This window comes from Pantoea endophytica (assembly GCF_002858935.1).
Classification (GTDB): Bacteria; Pseudomonadota; Gammaproteobacteria; order Enterobacterales; family Enterobacteriaceae; genus Pantoea; species Pantoea leporis.
On record NZ_PJRT01000010.1, the window covers coordinates 145,488 to 159,034 of the forward strand.

Annotated in this window: 15 protein-coding genes; 8 read left to right on the forward strand and 7 right to left on the reverse strand. The window is 55.3% G+C overall.

The window, feature by feature from the left end:
* The first annotated feature begins 79 nt into the window (after positions 1-79).
* Positions 80-886 (forward strand): GIY-YIG nuclease family protein, encoded by an 807-nt coding sequence (locus tag PZBJ_RS10805; RefSeq protein ID WP_101762488.1) that lies wholly within the window; start codon positions 80-82, stop codon positions 884-886.
* A gap of 59 nt (positions 887-945) precedes the next feature.
* On the opposite strand, the gene PZBJ_RS24215 is transcribed toward PZBJ_RS10805, so the two are convergent.
* Entirely contained in the window at positions 946-1,113 is a 168-nt protein-coding gene (locus PZBJ_RS24215) for a hypothetical protein (RefSeq protein WP_167391189.1), read from the reverse strand.
* Between the two features lie 212 nt (positions 1,114-1,325).
* On the opposite strand from PZBJ_RS24215, the gene PZBJ_RS24220 reads away from it, so the two are divergent.
* Both PZBJ_RS24220 and PZBJ_RS10810 read left to right on the forward strand, forming a co-directional pair.
* Complete coding sequence (locus PZBJ_RS24220) at positions 1,326-1,496, forward strand: hypothetical protein (RefSeq protein WP_007887091.1); 171 nt, start codon at positions 1,326-1,328, stop codon at positions 1,494-1,496.
* A 111-nt stretch (positions 1,497-1,607) separates the two neighbouring features.
* Entirely contained in the window at positions 1,608-1,841 is a 234-nt protein-coding gene (locus PZBJ_RS10810) for a hypothetical protein (RefSeq protein WP_101762489.1), read from the forward strand.
* Between the two features lie 114 nt (positions 1,842-1,955).
* Here PZBJ_RS10810 and yniD read toward each other — a convergent pair whose 3' ends face one another.
* The 5 genes from yniD to PZBJ_RS10830 all read right to left on the reverse strand — a co-directional run bounded on the left by yniD (position 1,956) and on the right by PZBJ_RS10830 (position 5,937).
* Positions 1,956-2,063 (reverse strand): small membrane protein YniD, encoded by a 108-nt coding sequence (yniD, locus tag PZBJ_RS24360; RefSeq protein WP_021507251.1) that lies wholly within the window; start codon positions 2,061-2,063, stop codon positions 1,956-1,958.
* A gap of 79 nt (positions 2,064-2,142) precedes the next feature.
* Positions 2,143-2,571, reverse strand: coding sequence for an OsmC family protein (locus PZBJ_RS10815; RefSeq protein ID WP_101762490.1), 429 nt, complete (start codon positions 2,569-2,571; stop codon positions 2,143-2,145).
* Positions 2,572-2,633: 62 nt separating this feature from the next.
* On the reverse strand, positions 2,634-3,824 hold the full coding sequence (gene lldD / locus PZBJ_RS10820) for an FMN-dependent L-lactate dehydrogenase LldD (RefSeq protein ID WP_101762491.1): 1,191 nt from the start codon (positions 3,822-3,824) through the stop codon (positions 2,634-2,636).
* Entirely contained in the window at positions 3,821-4,588 is a 768-nt protein-coding gene (gene lldR, locus PZBJ_RS10825; protein WP_101762492.1) for a transcriptional regulator LldR, read from the reverse strand. The genes lldD and lldR overlap by 4 nt, the downstream gene beginning before the upstream one ends.
* Before the next feature lie 176 nt (positions 4,589-4,764).
* Positions 4,765-5,937 (reverse strand): cyanate transporter, encoded by a 1,173-nt coding sequence (locus PZBJ_RS10830; protein WP_101762493.1) that lies wholly within the window; start codon positions 5,935-5,937, stop codon positions 4,765-4,767.
* A gap of 87 nt (positions 5,938-6,024) precedes the next feature.
* Between PZBJ_RS10830 and PZBJ_RS10835 the strand changes: the two genes are divergently transcribed.
* Both PZBJ_RS10835 and PZBJ_RS10840 read left to right on the forward strand, forming a co-directional pair.
* Positions 6,025-6,885 (forward strand): LysR family transcriptional regulator, encoded by an 861-nt coding sequence (locus PZBJ_RS10835; protein ID WP_101762494.1) that lies wholly within the window; start codon positions 6,025-6,027, stop codon positions 6,883-6,885.
* Between the two features lie 88 nt (positions 6,886-6,973).
* The gene (locus tag PZBJ_RS10840) at positions 6,974-8,335 is read left to right on the forward strand and encodes an amidohydrolase family protein (protein WP_101762495.1); all 1,362 of its coding nucleotides are present in this window, start codon (positions 6,974-6,976) and stop codon (positions 8,333-8,335) included.
* 123 nt (positions 8,336-8,458) lie between these two features.
* On the opposite strand, the gene PZBJ_RS10845 is transcribed toward PZBJ_RS10840, so the two are convergent.
* Positions 8,459-8,656, reverse strand: a complete 198-nt coding sequence (locus PZBJ_RS10845; protein ID WP_039333073.1) for a hypothetical protein — start codon at positions 8,654-8,656, stop codon at positions 8,459-8,461.
* Positions 8,657-9,058: 402 nt separating this feature from the next.
* Here PZBJ_RS10845 and dbpA point away from each other — a divergent pair, with 402 nt between their 5' ends.
* The 3 genes from dbpA (at position 9,059) to PZBJ_RS10860 (ending at position 13,540) form a co-directional block, all read left to right on the forward strand.
* Positions 9,059-10,438 (forward strand): ATP-dependent RNA helicase DbpA, encoded by a 1,380-nt coding sequence (gene dbpA / locus PZBJ_RS10850; protein WP_101762496.1) that lies wholly within the window; start codon positions 9,059-9,061, stop codon positions 10,436-10,438.
* 141 nt (positions 10,439-10,579) lie between these two features.
* On the forward strand, positions 10,580-11,542 hold the full coding sequence (locus PZBJ_RS10855) for a chemotaxis protein (RefSeq protein WP_008105989.1): 963 nt from the start codon (positions 10,580-10,582) through the stop codon (positions 11,540-11,542).
* 441 nt (positions 11,543-11,983) lie between these two features.
* Positions 11,984-13,540 carry a methyl-accepting chemotaxis protein gene (locus PZBJ_RS10860; protein WP_101762497.1) on the forward strand — a complete coding sequence of 519 codons (1,557 nt, stop codon included), beginning with the start codon at positions 11,984-11,986 and terminating at the stop codon, positions 13,538-13,540.
* The last annotated feature ends 7 nt before the right edge of the window (positions 13,541-13,547 follow it).

Genomic DNA, 13,547 nt, shown 5'->3' on the forward strand with positions numbered 1-13,547 from the left:
ATTAGGCTAAAAATTAAATTTACAATCATTACAGAGTTAAAATATTTCATTAAATCACCATTAAAGATGAGGTCAACGGATGATATCTCTGAGTTCAGTTTTACACATTGAGAATGAATTTGATTATAAGGTTCACTTTGCAGTTTATAACTATGAAGAACAGCCACTGGATGCTTTTGTTCGTAGTAAAGATGAATGGCAAGCATGGAACGAATGGAGAGGACATAGAGATGACTTCAACAGAAAATACATCTTCAGTTTGATAAAGTTTTACCCTCAACAAGAACGGTGGTTATTTGGTGGCATCTATGAAGTATTAGAAAGAAACCAGGAAAAATATACTGTTAAACTGCTCGATTTGCACAAAGAATTTATAGGTCGACTTCTTATAAAATATCCGGGCCCAGGAGCTCGTGGACGATCTTTCTTGTTTGAAAATCACTACACAAAAATGCAAATATCTCAGATACTTGAAGAGCAATACTCAGGCGAGACATTCTGCGGCTTTGACAAAATCGAACATTCATTTGATAAAATCGAGCACATCATCAAAAACCAACGTTTAGATTGGAAAACCGCATTGCTAAACGTCAAAGGTGTCTATCTTATTGTAGATAAATCCAATGGAAAGAAATATGTTGGTTCCGCATATGGTGATTCAGGCATTTGGTCACGCTGGGAATGTTATGTTCACACCGGACATGGTTTGAATGAAGGACTCACGGAGATAATTTCTTTGGCTGGCATCGATTATGCCAGAAAGAACTTCCAATTTTCTTTATTGGAATTCTATTCAATGAGAACGGATGATCAGCTAATTATTGATAGAGAACAATTTTGGAAGCGCGTGCTATGCTCGAATAATTATGGTTATAATTTAAATTAGCTAACAGCTCTATCTCAAATTTTACGGCGCTATCAACGCGCCGTAAATAATTTTTTGCGCTACTCTTTTTCCGCTTCGAAATGGTTTTTGAACTGTTCGTAGATTGAAATCATGTTGGAAGCATCACCGTGCAGCGGGCTCAGTTTTCCCGCGCGCACCAGTTCAATCACCAGTTGCAAGGCGGCTTGTTTTGGGCTGCTGGCTGGTTGGGCAATTTCGTTCGACATGTTAACTCACTCATCGTTTTTATCAGGGCCGCATAGTTTAGCCCAGATTGAGCTACGGTTGCGCACTGCGATGCGTATAATCTTGCGAGCCGGACAAGAAAGCCGCTCAGGGTGATAATTGACTCTCAACGCGTTTAGCTATACTGGATCAAAAAAGGGAACGACCAGCCACACATTCCGTACCAGCGAGAAGGTGTTAAAGGAGTCTGATTATGCTGATTGGTTTTGTTTTATTAGTGAGCGCATGTGGGCATGATGCCTGTGATGCCTTACCGGTTTCGGAGCGTATCTATCCGACCAAAGTGGCCTGTGAGCAGATGGCCGATCGCATCCATAAAGTGCGGCCAAATGTGGTCTTACTTTGTGGCGAAGTGCACCGTTAATTCGGTGCCAGCTTGAATAAAGTTGCGCAAATAGTAGCCAAACGGCATTGCAAGAATGGGTTGTAGCGTTCAAAATATAAGCTGCTTTTCACTATCATCGTTGTGAATCCAATGAAAACATCTCGCCCCCGTCGTCCAAACGGACGCTGGGTTTATTACATTTTGTATGATGGCATTCTCTGGCCCTGCCCCGTACGTTGGGAATGGGAAAGCGGCTTCGGCGGCTGGCTGCCATTCTATTTCTCGCCCACTTTTGAGTTCGTGGCGGGCGATCCACGCAAGGCGTATCGCATTGCGCGCAGCAGTGCGCGTAACGTACGCCAGACAGACGGTGAGTTCGCCTGATTGATTAGCCAATCTGCCATGGGAACCATGACGCCGTGAGCAGGTAGTGCAGTAACTCCAGCACCAAAATCACCATCACCAATACGCCAAGCTTGTGGCTGCTGATCCACTCTTTCATCCCCATATCATCGCCGCCCAGCGAATCAGCATCAGCGCCCCGCAGATGCACAACAGCACCACGATCATTTTCCAGTGTTTGGTTGCAGCCAGTTTTTTTGCCACGCATCCTCCAGACGACAGAAAGCAACGATGCGCCCTAAGGCGCACCGTTGATTCTAACGCTGGTCACCCATTTGGGCGATTATTTATTCAGCGTGTAGTCGAGCGTGATTTCAGCATTCAGTACCTGAGAAACCGGGCAGCCCGCTTTGGCTTTCTGGATGATCTCATCAAACTTCGCGTCATCAATGCCCGGTAAGACGATGGCGCTGGTCAGCGCGATTTTGGTGATGGCAAAACCGTCGCCCTTTTTATCCAGCGACACATCCGCGGTGGTATCAATGCTTGTTGGCGGATGCCCTTCATTGCCCAACATCAATGACAACGCCATTGAGAAGCAAGCGGCGTGCGCAGCACCAATCAGTTCTTCCGGGTTAGTGCCCTTCTGGCCTTCAAAACGGGTATTGAAACCGTACGGTTGATTGCTCAACACGCCGCTTTCGGTACTTACCGTACCTTTGCCTTTAATGTCGCCTTCCCAATGGGCCGATCCTTTCTTATGAATGGTCATGTCATTCCTCCTGTTGTGTTCGACAGCTATTGAGTATAGACAACATGACTCATTCTGCTGGATTAGCTCACCGCGCGTGGACGCGCCGGACTCAAGCCCGCCTCGCTCAACAGCGCGTTAGCCTGCACCAGCGAAGCCTGCGTAATCTCTTTGATCGATTTCGCGCCGGTCAGCGTCATCGCCACTTTCATCTCTTTCTCAATCAGGTTGAGCAGATTTTCAACGCCGCGCTGACCGTGCGTTGCCAGCGCATAGACAAACGCGCGTCCCAGCAGCACGCTGTCGGCACCGAGGGCGATCATCCGCACCACATCCAACCCGCTGCGAATCCCGCTGTCGGCGAGAAGGGTAATATCGCCTTTCACCGCATCGGCAATTGCCGGCAACGCGCGCGCCGACGACAGCACGCCGTCCAGCTGACGCCCGCCGTGATTCGACACCACAATGCCATCGGCACCAAATCGCACCGCATCGCGCGCATCTTCCGCGTCGAGAATGCCTTTAATCACCATCGGGCCATCCCAGAATTCACGAATCCACTCCAGATCTTTCCAGGAAATCGACGGATCGAAATTGTTCGCCAGCCAGCCGATGTAATCTTCCAGCCCGGTCGGTTTACCAAGATAAGTGGAGATGTTGCCGAGATCGTGCGGACGGCCATGTAAACCGACATCCCACGCCCATTGCGGATGGGTTGCCGCCTGCCAGTAACGACGCAGCGGCGCATTGGGGCCGCTCATGCCGGAGTGCGCATCACGGTAACGTGCGCCCGGCGTCGGCATATCGACAGTGAACACCAGCGTGGTACAGCCGGCGGCTTTGGCGCGCTCCAGCGCGTTGCGCATAAAGCCGCGATCGCGCAGCACATAGAGCTGGAACCACATCGGACGATTTATGGCCGGCGCCACTTCTTCAATGGGGCAAACCGACACGGTTGAGAGCGTAAACGGAATGCCTTTCAGCGCCGCCGCGCGCGCCGCCTGCACTTCACCGCGTCGCGCATACATGCCACACAAGCCGACCGGCGCAAGCGCCACCGGCATCGACAGGGTTTCGTTGAACAGCTTCGTTTCGAGGCTCAACGCCGACATGTTTTTCAGCACGCGCTGGCGCAGCGCCACGTCGGAGAGATCGGCGACATTGCGCTTCAGCGTGTGCTCGGCGTAAGCGCCGCCATCCAGATAGTGAAACAAGAACGGTGGCAAGATGCGTTGCGCCGCGGCGCGATAGTCACTGGCAGCAGAAATGATCATCCGTTATTTTCCTTGTGCTGAGGTTGGTGGCCCGGCAGACGCGTAATACGCGCCTGGCGCGCCTCATCTTCATGCAGGGTTTTCATAGTGGTGTGAACAAAGCCGAGATGATCCATCGCAGCCTGGCGCGCCGTTTCCGCATCACCGGCCATCACCGCATCAAACATCGCCTGATGCTGTTCGTTAAGACGATTAAAAATCACCGGATGGGTATACATGCGCTGACGGCTGTGCAGCACCGAGGATTGCAACAGATCGAAAAAGCCGCGCATGGTCTGCAGCAGCACTACGTTGTGCGAGGCTTCGGCGATGGCGAGATGAAAACGCAGATCGGCCTGCGCCGCGAGATCGGCATCGTCGCTCTGCTTAATCTTCAGCAGCGCATCAAAGGCGTAAGCCAGCCGCTCTTTATCGGCTTCGGTGGCGCGCAACGCCGCGTGCCATGCCGTGCTGGCCTCTATTGCGTGACGCGCTTCAAGGATGTCGTAGCGATAATCGGGATCTTCAGCCAGCAGTTGGCGAATCGGCTCTACGATGCGCTGTTCCGACCACGGTTGCTGCGGCTGACGTAGCCAGGTGCCTCCACCGCGTTTACTGATCAACACGCCGCTGCTGATCAGTTGCTGGATCGCCTCGCGCAGTGACGATCGCGATGAACCGAACTCGGCCGCCAGCGCGCGTTCGGACGGCAGCCGCATGCCCGGCTCCAGCTGATGCTCGGTAATCCAGGCGCAGAGCCGCGCCCGCAGCGTATTTTCGGTCATCGCATTATCCTGAGAAAGGCCCCACCGCCCTGCTGCATTGGTAGGACCAAAATGCAGCAGGGCGGGCTTGATGGAGGAGAATGGTTAATGCTTTGTTATTTCGATGCAACGAAACAGGCGGGATTTTTCATGTTATGTGACGAGGCGGCCACATTTGAATCTTTTGGTAGGACCAATTACGCCACAGTCCGGCCAAAGGCCCGACCATAACTGCGCGGATGAAAGCGCAGGTTCAGCAAAATCAGCCCGACCGTCACCGCCGCCTGCATCAGCCAGACGCTGGAAAAACTGTGGGTTAATGCCTGCAGCTGACCGGCGATAAACGGCATGCAGCCGGCGATGATAAAGCCCGCGCCCTGCATAAACGCCACCAGCCGTGCACCGGCCTGCGGATGCGGCAGGTGATCAAGCGCCAGCACCATCGCCAGCGGGAACGCCGCGCCCAGTCCAAATCCGGCAATCGCCGCCCACAGCCACGGCGCGAACAGCGGGGCAAACAGAAAGCCGCTCATGCCGATCAGCTGACAAACCAGGCTGATAATCAGCTGCGGACGCCGATCCGCCTTACGCGCCAGCAGCGGCATCAATAGCGCGCCCGCAACCTGACAGAGAATCATTGCGCCGAGCAGCGATCCGCCGGCTTGCGCCGACCAGCCAAGATGATGATAGGCATCCGGTAGCCACGCAACACAGGTAGCGTAACCACCGTTCACCAGTCCAAAACTGATTGCCAGCGTCCAGGCGCGCGGCGTGCGCCACAGCGACGGCAGCGCAACCTTTTCCGTACTGGCGGCGGTTGGCACCCGCACATATAACCACAATCCAATCGCCAGCAGCACCGGCAGCGCCCAGCCGCTCAGCGCCAGCGGCTCGCCCAAATGATCGCTGAGCCACGGCGATAACGCCGCCCCCAAACCGCCGCCGCCCATCAGCGCACCGGCCCACAATCCGGTGACCGGCGCGCTGCGCTGCGCAAAGCGCTGACGAATCAGGCCCGGCATCGCCATCTGTACCACGCCCACGCCAAGGCCGCCAAACAGCGCGCTGACCACCAGCCAACTGCCGTCGTGGATCACGCCACGCGCCGCCAGCGCCAGCAGCAGCAGCGTCAATCCGGCCAGCAGCAAGCGTTGCAGCGGCACGCGCTGCATCAGCGAAGCGCTCAGTAGCGCGACCGCGCCCATCATCACCATCGGTACCGCAGGCAGCAGCGAAGCCGCCAGTGAAGAGAGTCCCATCGTCTGCCGAAGCTGGCCGAGTAATGGACTAAGAGAAGTGAGTAACGGTCGCATATTCAGCCCAGCCAATACCAAAGCGGCGAGCGTTAATCCGTTGAAATGTCGATTCATACACAATCCAGCTGCAAAGAGGTTGTCAGCATCGCAGCAGTCGTTACTATTTGGAAATGAAATAACACCATAACGACCAGTGGAAAAATGAATCGTCAGCCGATGTTTACCCCGCAGCAACTGCTGAGTTTTGTCGCGGTGTGCGAAACCGCCAGCTTCACCCGCGCCGCCGATCGCGTGCATCTGTCGCAATCCACCGTGAGCCAGCAGGTGCGTCGGCTGGAAGAGATGATCGGTAAACCGCTGCTACAGCGCACATCGCATCAGGTGGCGCTCACCGAAGAGGGCGAGAAGCTGCTGGGCTATGCGCGCCGCATCATCGCGCTAAACGGCGAAGCGCACGACGTGCTGAGCGATAAATGGCGCGACGGCGTGCTGCGCCTTGGCGTGCCGGAAGATTTCGCCGCGCCGACCGCCGGTTTGCTGGCGGAGTTCAGCCGCGATCATCCGCAACTGCGCCTTGATGTGATGAGCGGCATGTATGTCGATTTGCATCGCGCCTGGCAGCGTGAGGAGCTGGATATCATGCTGATCAAACAGCCGGGCGGTGAACGTCCGCTGGCTGCGCGCCCCGAGCCGCTACTGTGGCTGGACAGCGCCGCACATCCCTGCTTTGAGCAAACGCCGGTGCCGCTGGTGGTGTTCCCGCAGCTCGGTTTGTATCGCGAAGAGATGGCGCAGACGCTGGATAGCCTCGGCCGCAGCTGGCGCATCAGCTACAGTAGCGCCAGTTTAGTGGCGCTCGCCAGCGCCAGCGCCGCCGGATTGGGCTTAACGCTGCTGCCCGCCAGCTGCCGCTTGCCTGAGCATCGCGTATTAGGGGAAGCCGCTGGTTTACCCACCATCAACCATTTTGAACTGGCGCTATTTTGCCGTGCGCCGCAGGACGAACTGCAGCAGGCGCTGGCCGCCGCGCTGGTGACCTTTTGTCAGCTGCAGTGGCAGTGATTTTTCCACTGCTAACCAGTGGCAAATATCGCAGCGCGCTGCGTTGAGTTTTGCCAGATTAAGCGTTTCTCATTTGATGGAACCGCTGATGCAACTGACCTCTCCCAGCCGTCGTGAATTTCTTAGTCTGACCGCCGCCGGAAGCCTGCTGGCCGCCGGCATCAGCTACGCTGCACCCGCTTCACCGCTGCTCGCTAACAGCACACAGCCGCACACGCCGCCACCGCGCGTTGCGCACTACCAGCTGCTCAATGTCCGCCTCGAAGAGGGCTTTGAGCGCGACGGTAAAGAGGTGATCGCCACGCGCACCGCGCTGTACGACATCACTATCAAAGACGGCACTTTCGCGGCGATTGATGCCGCAGGCAAAGCGCGCAACGCCGCCCTGCCACAGTGGGATGCCCACGGCGCCCTGCTGCTGCCGCGCACCCGTGATATGCATATCCATCTCGACAAAACCTTTTACGGTGGTCCGTGGGAAGCGCCGCGTCCGCGTCAGGGCAAAACCATCATGGATATGATTGCGCGCGAACAGGTGCTGATCCCGCAACTGCTGCCAACGTCGCAGGCGCGTGCCGAAGCGATCATTGGTTTGCTGCACAGCAAAGGCACCACCGAAGCGCGCAGCCACTGCAATATCGATCCGGTGAGCGGCCTGAAAAGCCTTGAGCATCTCAAGCTGGCGCTGGCGAATCATCCGGAATTCCCGTGTGAAATCGTTGCCTTCCCGCAGCATGGTTTGCTGCATTCGAAGGTTGATGGCTTGATGCGCGAAGCGATGCAGATGGGCGTGCAGTTTGTCGGCGGGCTCGATCCCACCAACGTGGATGGCGCGATGCAGGCGTCGCTGGATGCGATGTTCCAGATCGCCCTCGATTTCCAGCGCGGCGTGGATATCCATCTGCACGAAACCTCGCCATCCGGCGTGGCGGCCATTCAGTACATGATCGATACCATCGCGAAAAACCCGCAGCTGAAGGGTAAAGTGACGCTGAGTCACGGTTTTGCGCTCGGCACGCTGGAAGGCAAAGCGCTGGATCAGATGATTGCGGGCATGGCCGAGCAGCAGATGAGCGTGGCGTCGACCATTCCGATTGGCAAGCTGACCATGCCGCTGCCGCAGTTGCAGGCGGCGGGCATCACGGTGATGACCGGCACGGACAGCGTGATCGATCACTGGTCACCGTTTGGCACCGGCAGCATGCTGGAGAAAGCCAATTTGTACGCGCAGCTGTATCGCGGTTCCGATGAGTTCGGTTTGAGCCGCGCGCTGCATATCGCCACCGGCGGGATTTTGCCGCTGTCGAATCAGGGCGAACGTCAGTGGCCGAAGGTCGACGATGAAGCCAGCATGATGCTGGTCGAGGCCAGCTGCTCCGCCGAAGCCGTCGCCCGCATCTCCCCGGTCCGCGCCACCTTCCACCGCGGATTGCCAGTGTTCAGTGCGTAAGCCGAAAATCGCACATTGCCGTAGCGGCGCGTGGCTGAAGGCACCCAACAAAAAAGCCTCCGCAAGGAGGCTTTACGTACGACATAAACAGGCGGCATGCGCACACCCGGTGAGTGCTGGATTTTACGAAAGCATCTGAATCGCCAGCGCATACAGCCGCTGGTTTTCATCGTCGCTGACAGGCTCTTCTTCCGCGTAACAGGCAATCATAGAGCTGACTTTATCCGAAGATAAGGTTTCTCCATGCAGATGCAGCGTTAACACGGCGCGGCCGACGATTTTCAGAATGTCTTCGTTTTGTCCCTGGACATAATGACTCAATGAAATGACCTCTGAAATATTATGGGTATTTACTGATTAGCCAAACGGCGGGGTAAATATAAAGCAAATCGGCTATTCGTTTTAATCAGAATTTTACCTAAGCGAAGCCATTCATTAGCACAATACTTATAAGTAAGCATTAACAAACCCTGATAATGCTTGTTTAATAACGCTAATTCTCCTTTTTCGTTGAATATGTCGAGGTTTAGCGCCTTCATTGCAGAATAAAATCAACCTCAAAAGCATTAGAAATTCGCAACAGTATGCGTATAAAAACGAGACCAGCCTGCTATAACGCTAACGGTTTTCAGGCAGGCAGCAGAAGCGCTTTTGCCATTGCCGATCACGCCCCTTTCTGCCAGACTGACCGCCGCCATCCTACCCGCAATTAGAGACTTTCCCGTGACTGCTTTTTCTACCCTGACGCAACTGCCCGCCAGCCAACTCGATAACCTGCGCGAGATGGGTTTCGACGCCATGACGCCGATTCAGGCCGCTTCCCTGCCCGCGATTTTGGAAGGGCGCGACGTGCGTGCGCAGGCGAAAACCGGCAGTGGCAAAACCGCCGCCTTTGGCGTAGGTTTGCTGAACCGCATCGATAACAGCCAGTTCCACACCCAGGCGCTGATTCTGTGCCCGACGCGTGAACTGGCCGATCAGGTCAGCAACGTGCTGCGTCAGCTGGCGCGTTTTACCCGCAACATCAAAATTCTGACGCTGTGCGGCGGCCAGCCGATGAGCGCGCAACGTGATTCCTTAGTGCATGCGCCACATATCGTGGTGGGCACGCCGGGCCGTTTGCTCGATCACCTGAAGCGCGACAACCTTGATCTCAGCCAGCTGCAAACGCTGGTGCTGGATGAAGCCGATCGCATGCTGGAGATGGGCTTCCGCGACGATATGGAAGCGATCATCGGCTTTACGCCAGAAACACGCCAGACGCTGCTGTTTTCTGCCACCTGGCCGGATACCATCGCCAGTCTCAGCCAGCGTTTTCAGCGCGATGCGCTGGCGGTCGCCACCGAAGATAAAACCGAGTTACCGACCATCGAGCAGCAGTTTATTGAAGCCAGCGCCAAAGAGCGCCACAGCCTGCTCGGCGCGTTGCTCAGCCAGCAACAACCGGCCTCCTGCGTGGTGTTCTGTAACACCAAGCGCGAGTGTGACGACGTTGCCGCCGCGCTGAACGAGCGTGATATCAGTGCGTTAGCGCTGCATGGCGATCTGGAGCAGCGCGATCGTGAGCGCGTGCTGATTCGCTTCGCCAACGGCAGCATCCGCGTGTTGATCGCCACCGACGTCGCTGCACGCGGTCTGGATATTAAATCGCTGGCGCTGGTGGTGAATTTCCAGCTGGCGTGGGATCCGGAAGTGCACATTCATCGCATCGGCCGTACCGGTCGCGCTGGTGAGAAAGGGTTGGCGGTAAGCTTTGTCGCCCCCGACGAAATGGTGCGCGCCAATGCGCTGGAAGAGTATCTGCAGCAGAAGCTCAATTGGGTTTCCTCCAGCTCGCTGAAAGGCACCAGCGCCAAATCGCTGCCGGCGACCAAAATGACGCTGTGCATTGATGGCGGCCGCAAAGCCAAAATCCGTCCGGGCGATATTCTCGGCGCGCTGACCGGTGAAGCCGGATTCAGCGGCGATCAGATCGGCAAGATCGATATGACCGCCACCCACGCCTATGTTGCCATCGACGCCGCTCAGGCGAAGAAAGCGCTGATCAAGCTGAAAGAGGGCAAGATCAAAGGCAAAAGCGTGCGCGCCATTCTGCTGAAGTAAAGGGTACCCGCGTGAGGGCGATCGCTCTCACGCTAAAATTTCCGTTATCTCCCCCTTCATTTTTTTTCTCTTCTGCCGATAAGTTAATCATGGCGATATTGCCCTGCCCTTTACTCAGCCCAGATCTGCTCCGAGGCCATGATGGATAATTTTCAGAAAGAGATCGATGAACGCGCCAACCTTGCGCTTTCCAATAAATTCGAACTGCTATTGTTCCGACTGGGTTCCGATCAGCTGAAAGGCAAATCTGAGCTGTACGGCATCAACGTGTTTAAACTGCGTGAAATCGTGCCGATGCCCACCATCACCCGCGCCGCTGGCATGCAATCGCCGCTGCTTGGCATGGCGAGTATTCGCGGCCAGTTTATTCCGGTTATCGATCTGCCCGCCGTCACCGGCTGCAAACCAGAAACCGGCCTTAACCTGCTGCTGGTGACCGAATATGCACGCAGCACTCAGGCGTTTGCCGTGGAATCGGTGGAGAACATTGTGCGTCTCGACTGGAGCCAGGTGCACACGGCGGAAGCGGGCATCGGTAGCCGCAACATCACCAGCATCGCCTGTCTGGATACCGACGGCCAAAGCAATAATCTGGCGATGGTGCTGGACGTTGAGCAGATTCTGTATGACATCATTCCTTCAGTGCGCGGCGTTGAGCCAAGCGCAGAGACCGCCAAAGACTTCAATCTGAAGCCTGGCCAGGTGGCGATTGTGGCGGAAGATTCCAAAGTGGCGCGTCAGCTGCTGGAGCAAGGCCTGAAAAGCATGGGCATCCCGGCGATTATGCACAACACCGGTCTGGAAGCCTGGATCAAAATTAACGAAATGCAGAAAGAAGCGGCTGCAAACGGTGAGTCGATCCACGATAAGATCGCGCTGGTGCTGACCGATCTCGAAATGCCGGAAATGGATGGCTTTACCTTAACGCGCAACATCAAACGCGATAACAACCTGCGCCAGATTCCGGTGGTGATCCACTCTTCACTCTCCGGCAGCGCCAACGAAGATCACGTGCGCAAAGTCGGTGCCGATGGTTACGTGGCGAAGTTCGAAATCAACGAGCTGTCGAATGTGATCCACGGCGTGCTGAAAAAGCCGCGTTAATGATCGTAACGCCACCGTTCATAGCGTAATGCTTGTCAGTTAAGACCTGAAAACCCTTAATTACCAGAGCACACCTTGTAGCGGCGCAATTCATTGCGCGATAAATCGCGCCGCTACGGAATGTGCGGTGATTTGATAAGGTGCTTAACTGATCGGCATTACGCCATTCCTGGCGACCCTTCAACCAGGATCCTCCCGCCTAACTTTCCCATCCAGTCAAAAATCAAGGTTAACGTCATTAACCAAACCGTGACGCATCTCTAAAAAATTAAAGTTAAAACATTAACAACCGATAACAGATAGCGCTTGCGCTGGTGCTGCCATACCAGATTTGTCACGCTGCGTAACCATTTTTACCTTAGAAAACATCAACCTGACGCGGGCGCCTTGCCTGCTTTTCCGTCTTGAAAACATCAATTTTTGGCATTACGGGGAGAACCAATGTTGAGCTTAAAGAATATGAAGGTCGGCGTCCGTTTGGGCATCGCCTTTGGTTTAGTGGTGGCACTGTTAGTCATTGTCGGCATCACGTCGATTACCAAAATTAACAACATCAAAACCGGTATTACGTCGATTGTGGAAGACCGTTACGTGAAAGTGCGTCTTGGTTTTGACGTCCGTGACGGTGTTAACGATCAAATTAAATATCTGCGTGGCATCGTGATTGATACCACGCGTCCGGAAAATAACGTTAAACGTTATCAGCAACTCGCCGAAGCCACTGAGCATACCAACAACGCGATGAACAAAATCAAAGCGATACAGGTTACCGAAGTGGGTAAAAAGAAAATCGCCGGGCTGCTGGCGGCCAGTGACAAATTCGAGGCCGAGAAACATCAGCTGATTGAGCTGGTACGCGCTGGCGATGCAGACGCCGCCAGCACCTATGTACTGAAATCCATTACCGCTACGCAAAACGCTTTCCTGGCGAGCGCGGTGGCGTTTGCCGATTCGCAATCGCAGCAGTTACAGCAAGAAGGCGCGAAGATTATTGATAACGGATCGTCCGCTATTGAGATGACGCTAATCTTCTCTGCTCTCGCCATTGCAGCCTCCATCGTATTAGGCTTTATGCTGACGCGTTCAATTGTGCGTCCGCTGAATGAAGCGGTGGAAATCGCCGGGAAAGTCGCGGCAGGCGATCTCAGCTCGCACATTGAAATCAGCGGTAAAGATGAAACCGCCGTGCTGATGCAGGCGCTGCAGGCGATGAACGACAATCTGCTCACTATCGTTTCCGATGTGCGCGCCGGTTCCGATACCATCGCTGTCGCCTCGAATCAAATCTCCAGCGGTAACATCGATCTCTCATCACGCACCGAACAGCAGGCCAGCTCGCTGGAAGAGACTGCATCGGCGATGGAACAGATGACCGCCACCGTCAAGCACAACGCCGAAAACGCGCGGGAAGCCAATCAGCTGGTGGCCAACACCTCCAACGTGGCGAAGCAAGGCGGTGTGGTGATGGAACAGGTGATCGAGAAGATGGAAGCCATAACGCTCTCTTCGAAGAAGATCGTCGATATTATCAGCGTGATCGATTCCATCGCCTTCCAGACCAACATACTTTCCCTTAACGCCGCGGTCGAAGCCGCACGCGCCGGTGAGCAAGGCCGTGGTTTCGCCGTGGTGGCCACCGAAGTACGTAATCTGGCGGCGCGTTCGGCATCTGCCGCGAAAGAGATCAAGGTGTTGATTGAGGATTCGGTCGCGCAGGTGGATGAAGGTAGCCGTCTGGTGACGCACGCCGGTTCAACGATTGGTGAAGTGGTCAACAGCGTGAAGAGCGTGGCGGATATTATGAGCGAAATCACCATTGCCAGCAGCGAGCAAAGCAGCGGGATTAGCGAGATCAACTCAGCGATTACGCAGATGGAGGCGGTGACGCAGCAGAACGCCGCGTTGGTGCAGGAAGCCTCAGCGGCGTCGCAGGCGTTGCAGGAACAGGCGGATCGCCTGGCGCAGTCGATGAGTGTGTTTAAAACGGCTGCGGTGTAATGATGAC

Excerpts from the sequence above, each read along its gene's own strand:
- PZBJ_RS10855 (WP_008105989.1), top strand. The coding sequence starts at position 10,580 with ATGGATAATTTTCAGAAAGAGATCGATGAACGCGCCAACCTTGCGCTT.
- lldR (WP_101762492.1), bottom strand. The coding sequence starts at position 4,588 with ATGACCGAAAATACGCTGCGGGCGCGGCTCTGCGCCTGGATTACCGAG.
- PZBJ_RS10810 (WP_101762489.1), top strand. The coding sequence starts at position 1,608 with ATGAAAACATCTCGCCCCCGTCGTCCAAACGGACGCTGGGTTTATTAC.
- PZBJ_RS10815 (WP_101762490.1), bottom strand. The coding sequence starts at position 2,571 with ATGACCATTCATAAGAAAGGATCGGCCCATTGGGAAGGCGACATTAAA.
- PZBJ_RS10840 (WP_101762495.1), top strand. The coding sequence starts at position 6,974 with ATGCAACTGACCTCTCCCAGCCGTCGTGAATTTCTTAGTCTGACCGCC.
- PZBJ_RS10830 (WP_101762493.1), bottom strand. The coding sequence starts at position 5,937 with ATGAATCGACATTTCAACGGATTAACGCTCGCCGCTTTGGTATTGGCT.
- PZBJ_RS24220 (WP_007887091.1), top strand. The coding sequence starts at position 1,326 with ATGCTGATTGGTTTTGTTTTATTAGTGAGCGCATGTGGGCATGATGCC.
- PZBJ_RS10835 (WP_101762494.1), top strand. The coding sequence starts at position 6,025 with ATGAATCGTCAGCCGATGTTTACCCCGCAGCAACTGCTGAGTTTTGTC.
- PZBJ_RS24215 (WP_167391189.1), bottom strand. The coding sequence starts at position 1,113 with ATGTCGAACGAAATTGCCCAACCAGCCAGCAGCCCAAAACAAGCCGCC.
- PZBJ_RS10805 (WP_101762488.1), top strand. The coding sequence starts at position 80 with ATGATATCTCTGAGTTCAGTTTTACACATTGAGAATGAATTTGATTAT.
- lldD (WP_101762491.1), bottom strand. The coding sequence starts at position 3,824 with ATGATCATTTCTGCTGCCAGTGACTATCGCGCCGCGGCGCAACGCATC.
- PZBJ_RS10860 (WP_101762497.1), top strand. The coding sequence starts at position 11,984 with ATGTTGAGCTTAAAGAATATGAAGGTCGGCGTCCGTTTGGGCATCGCC.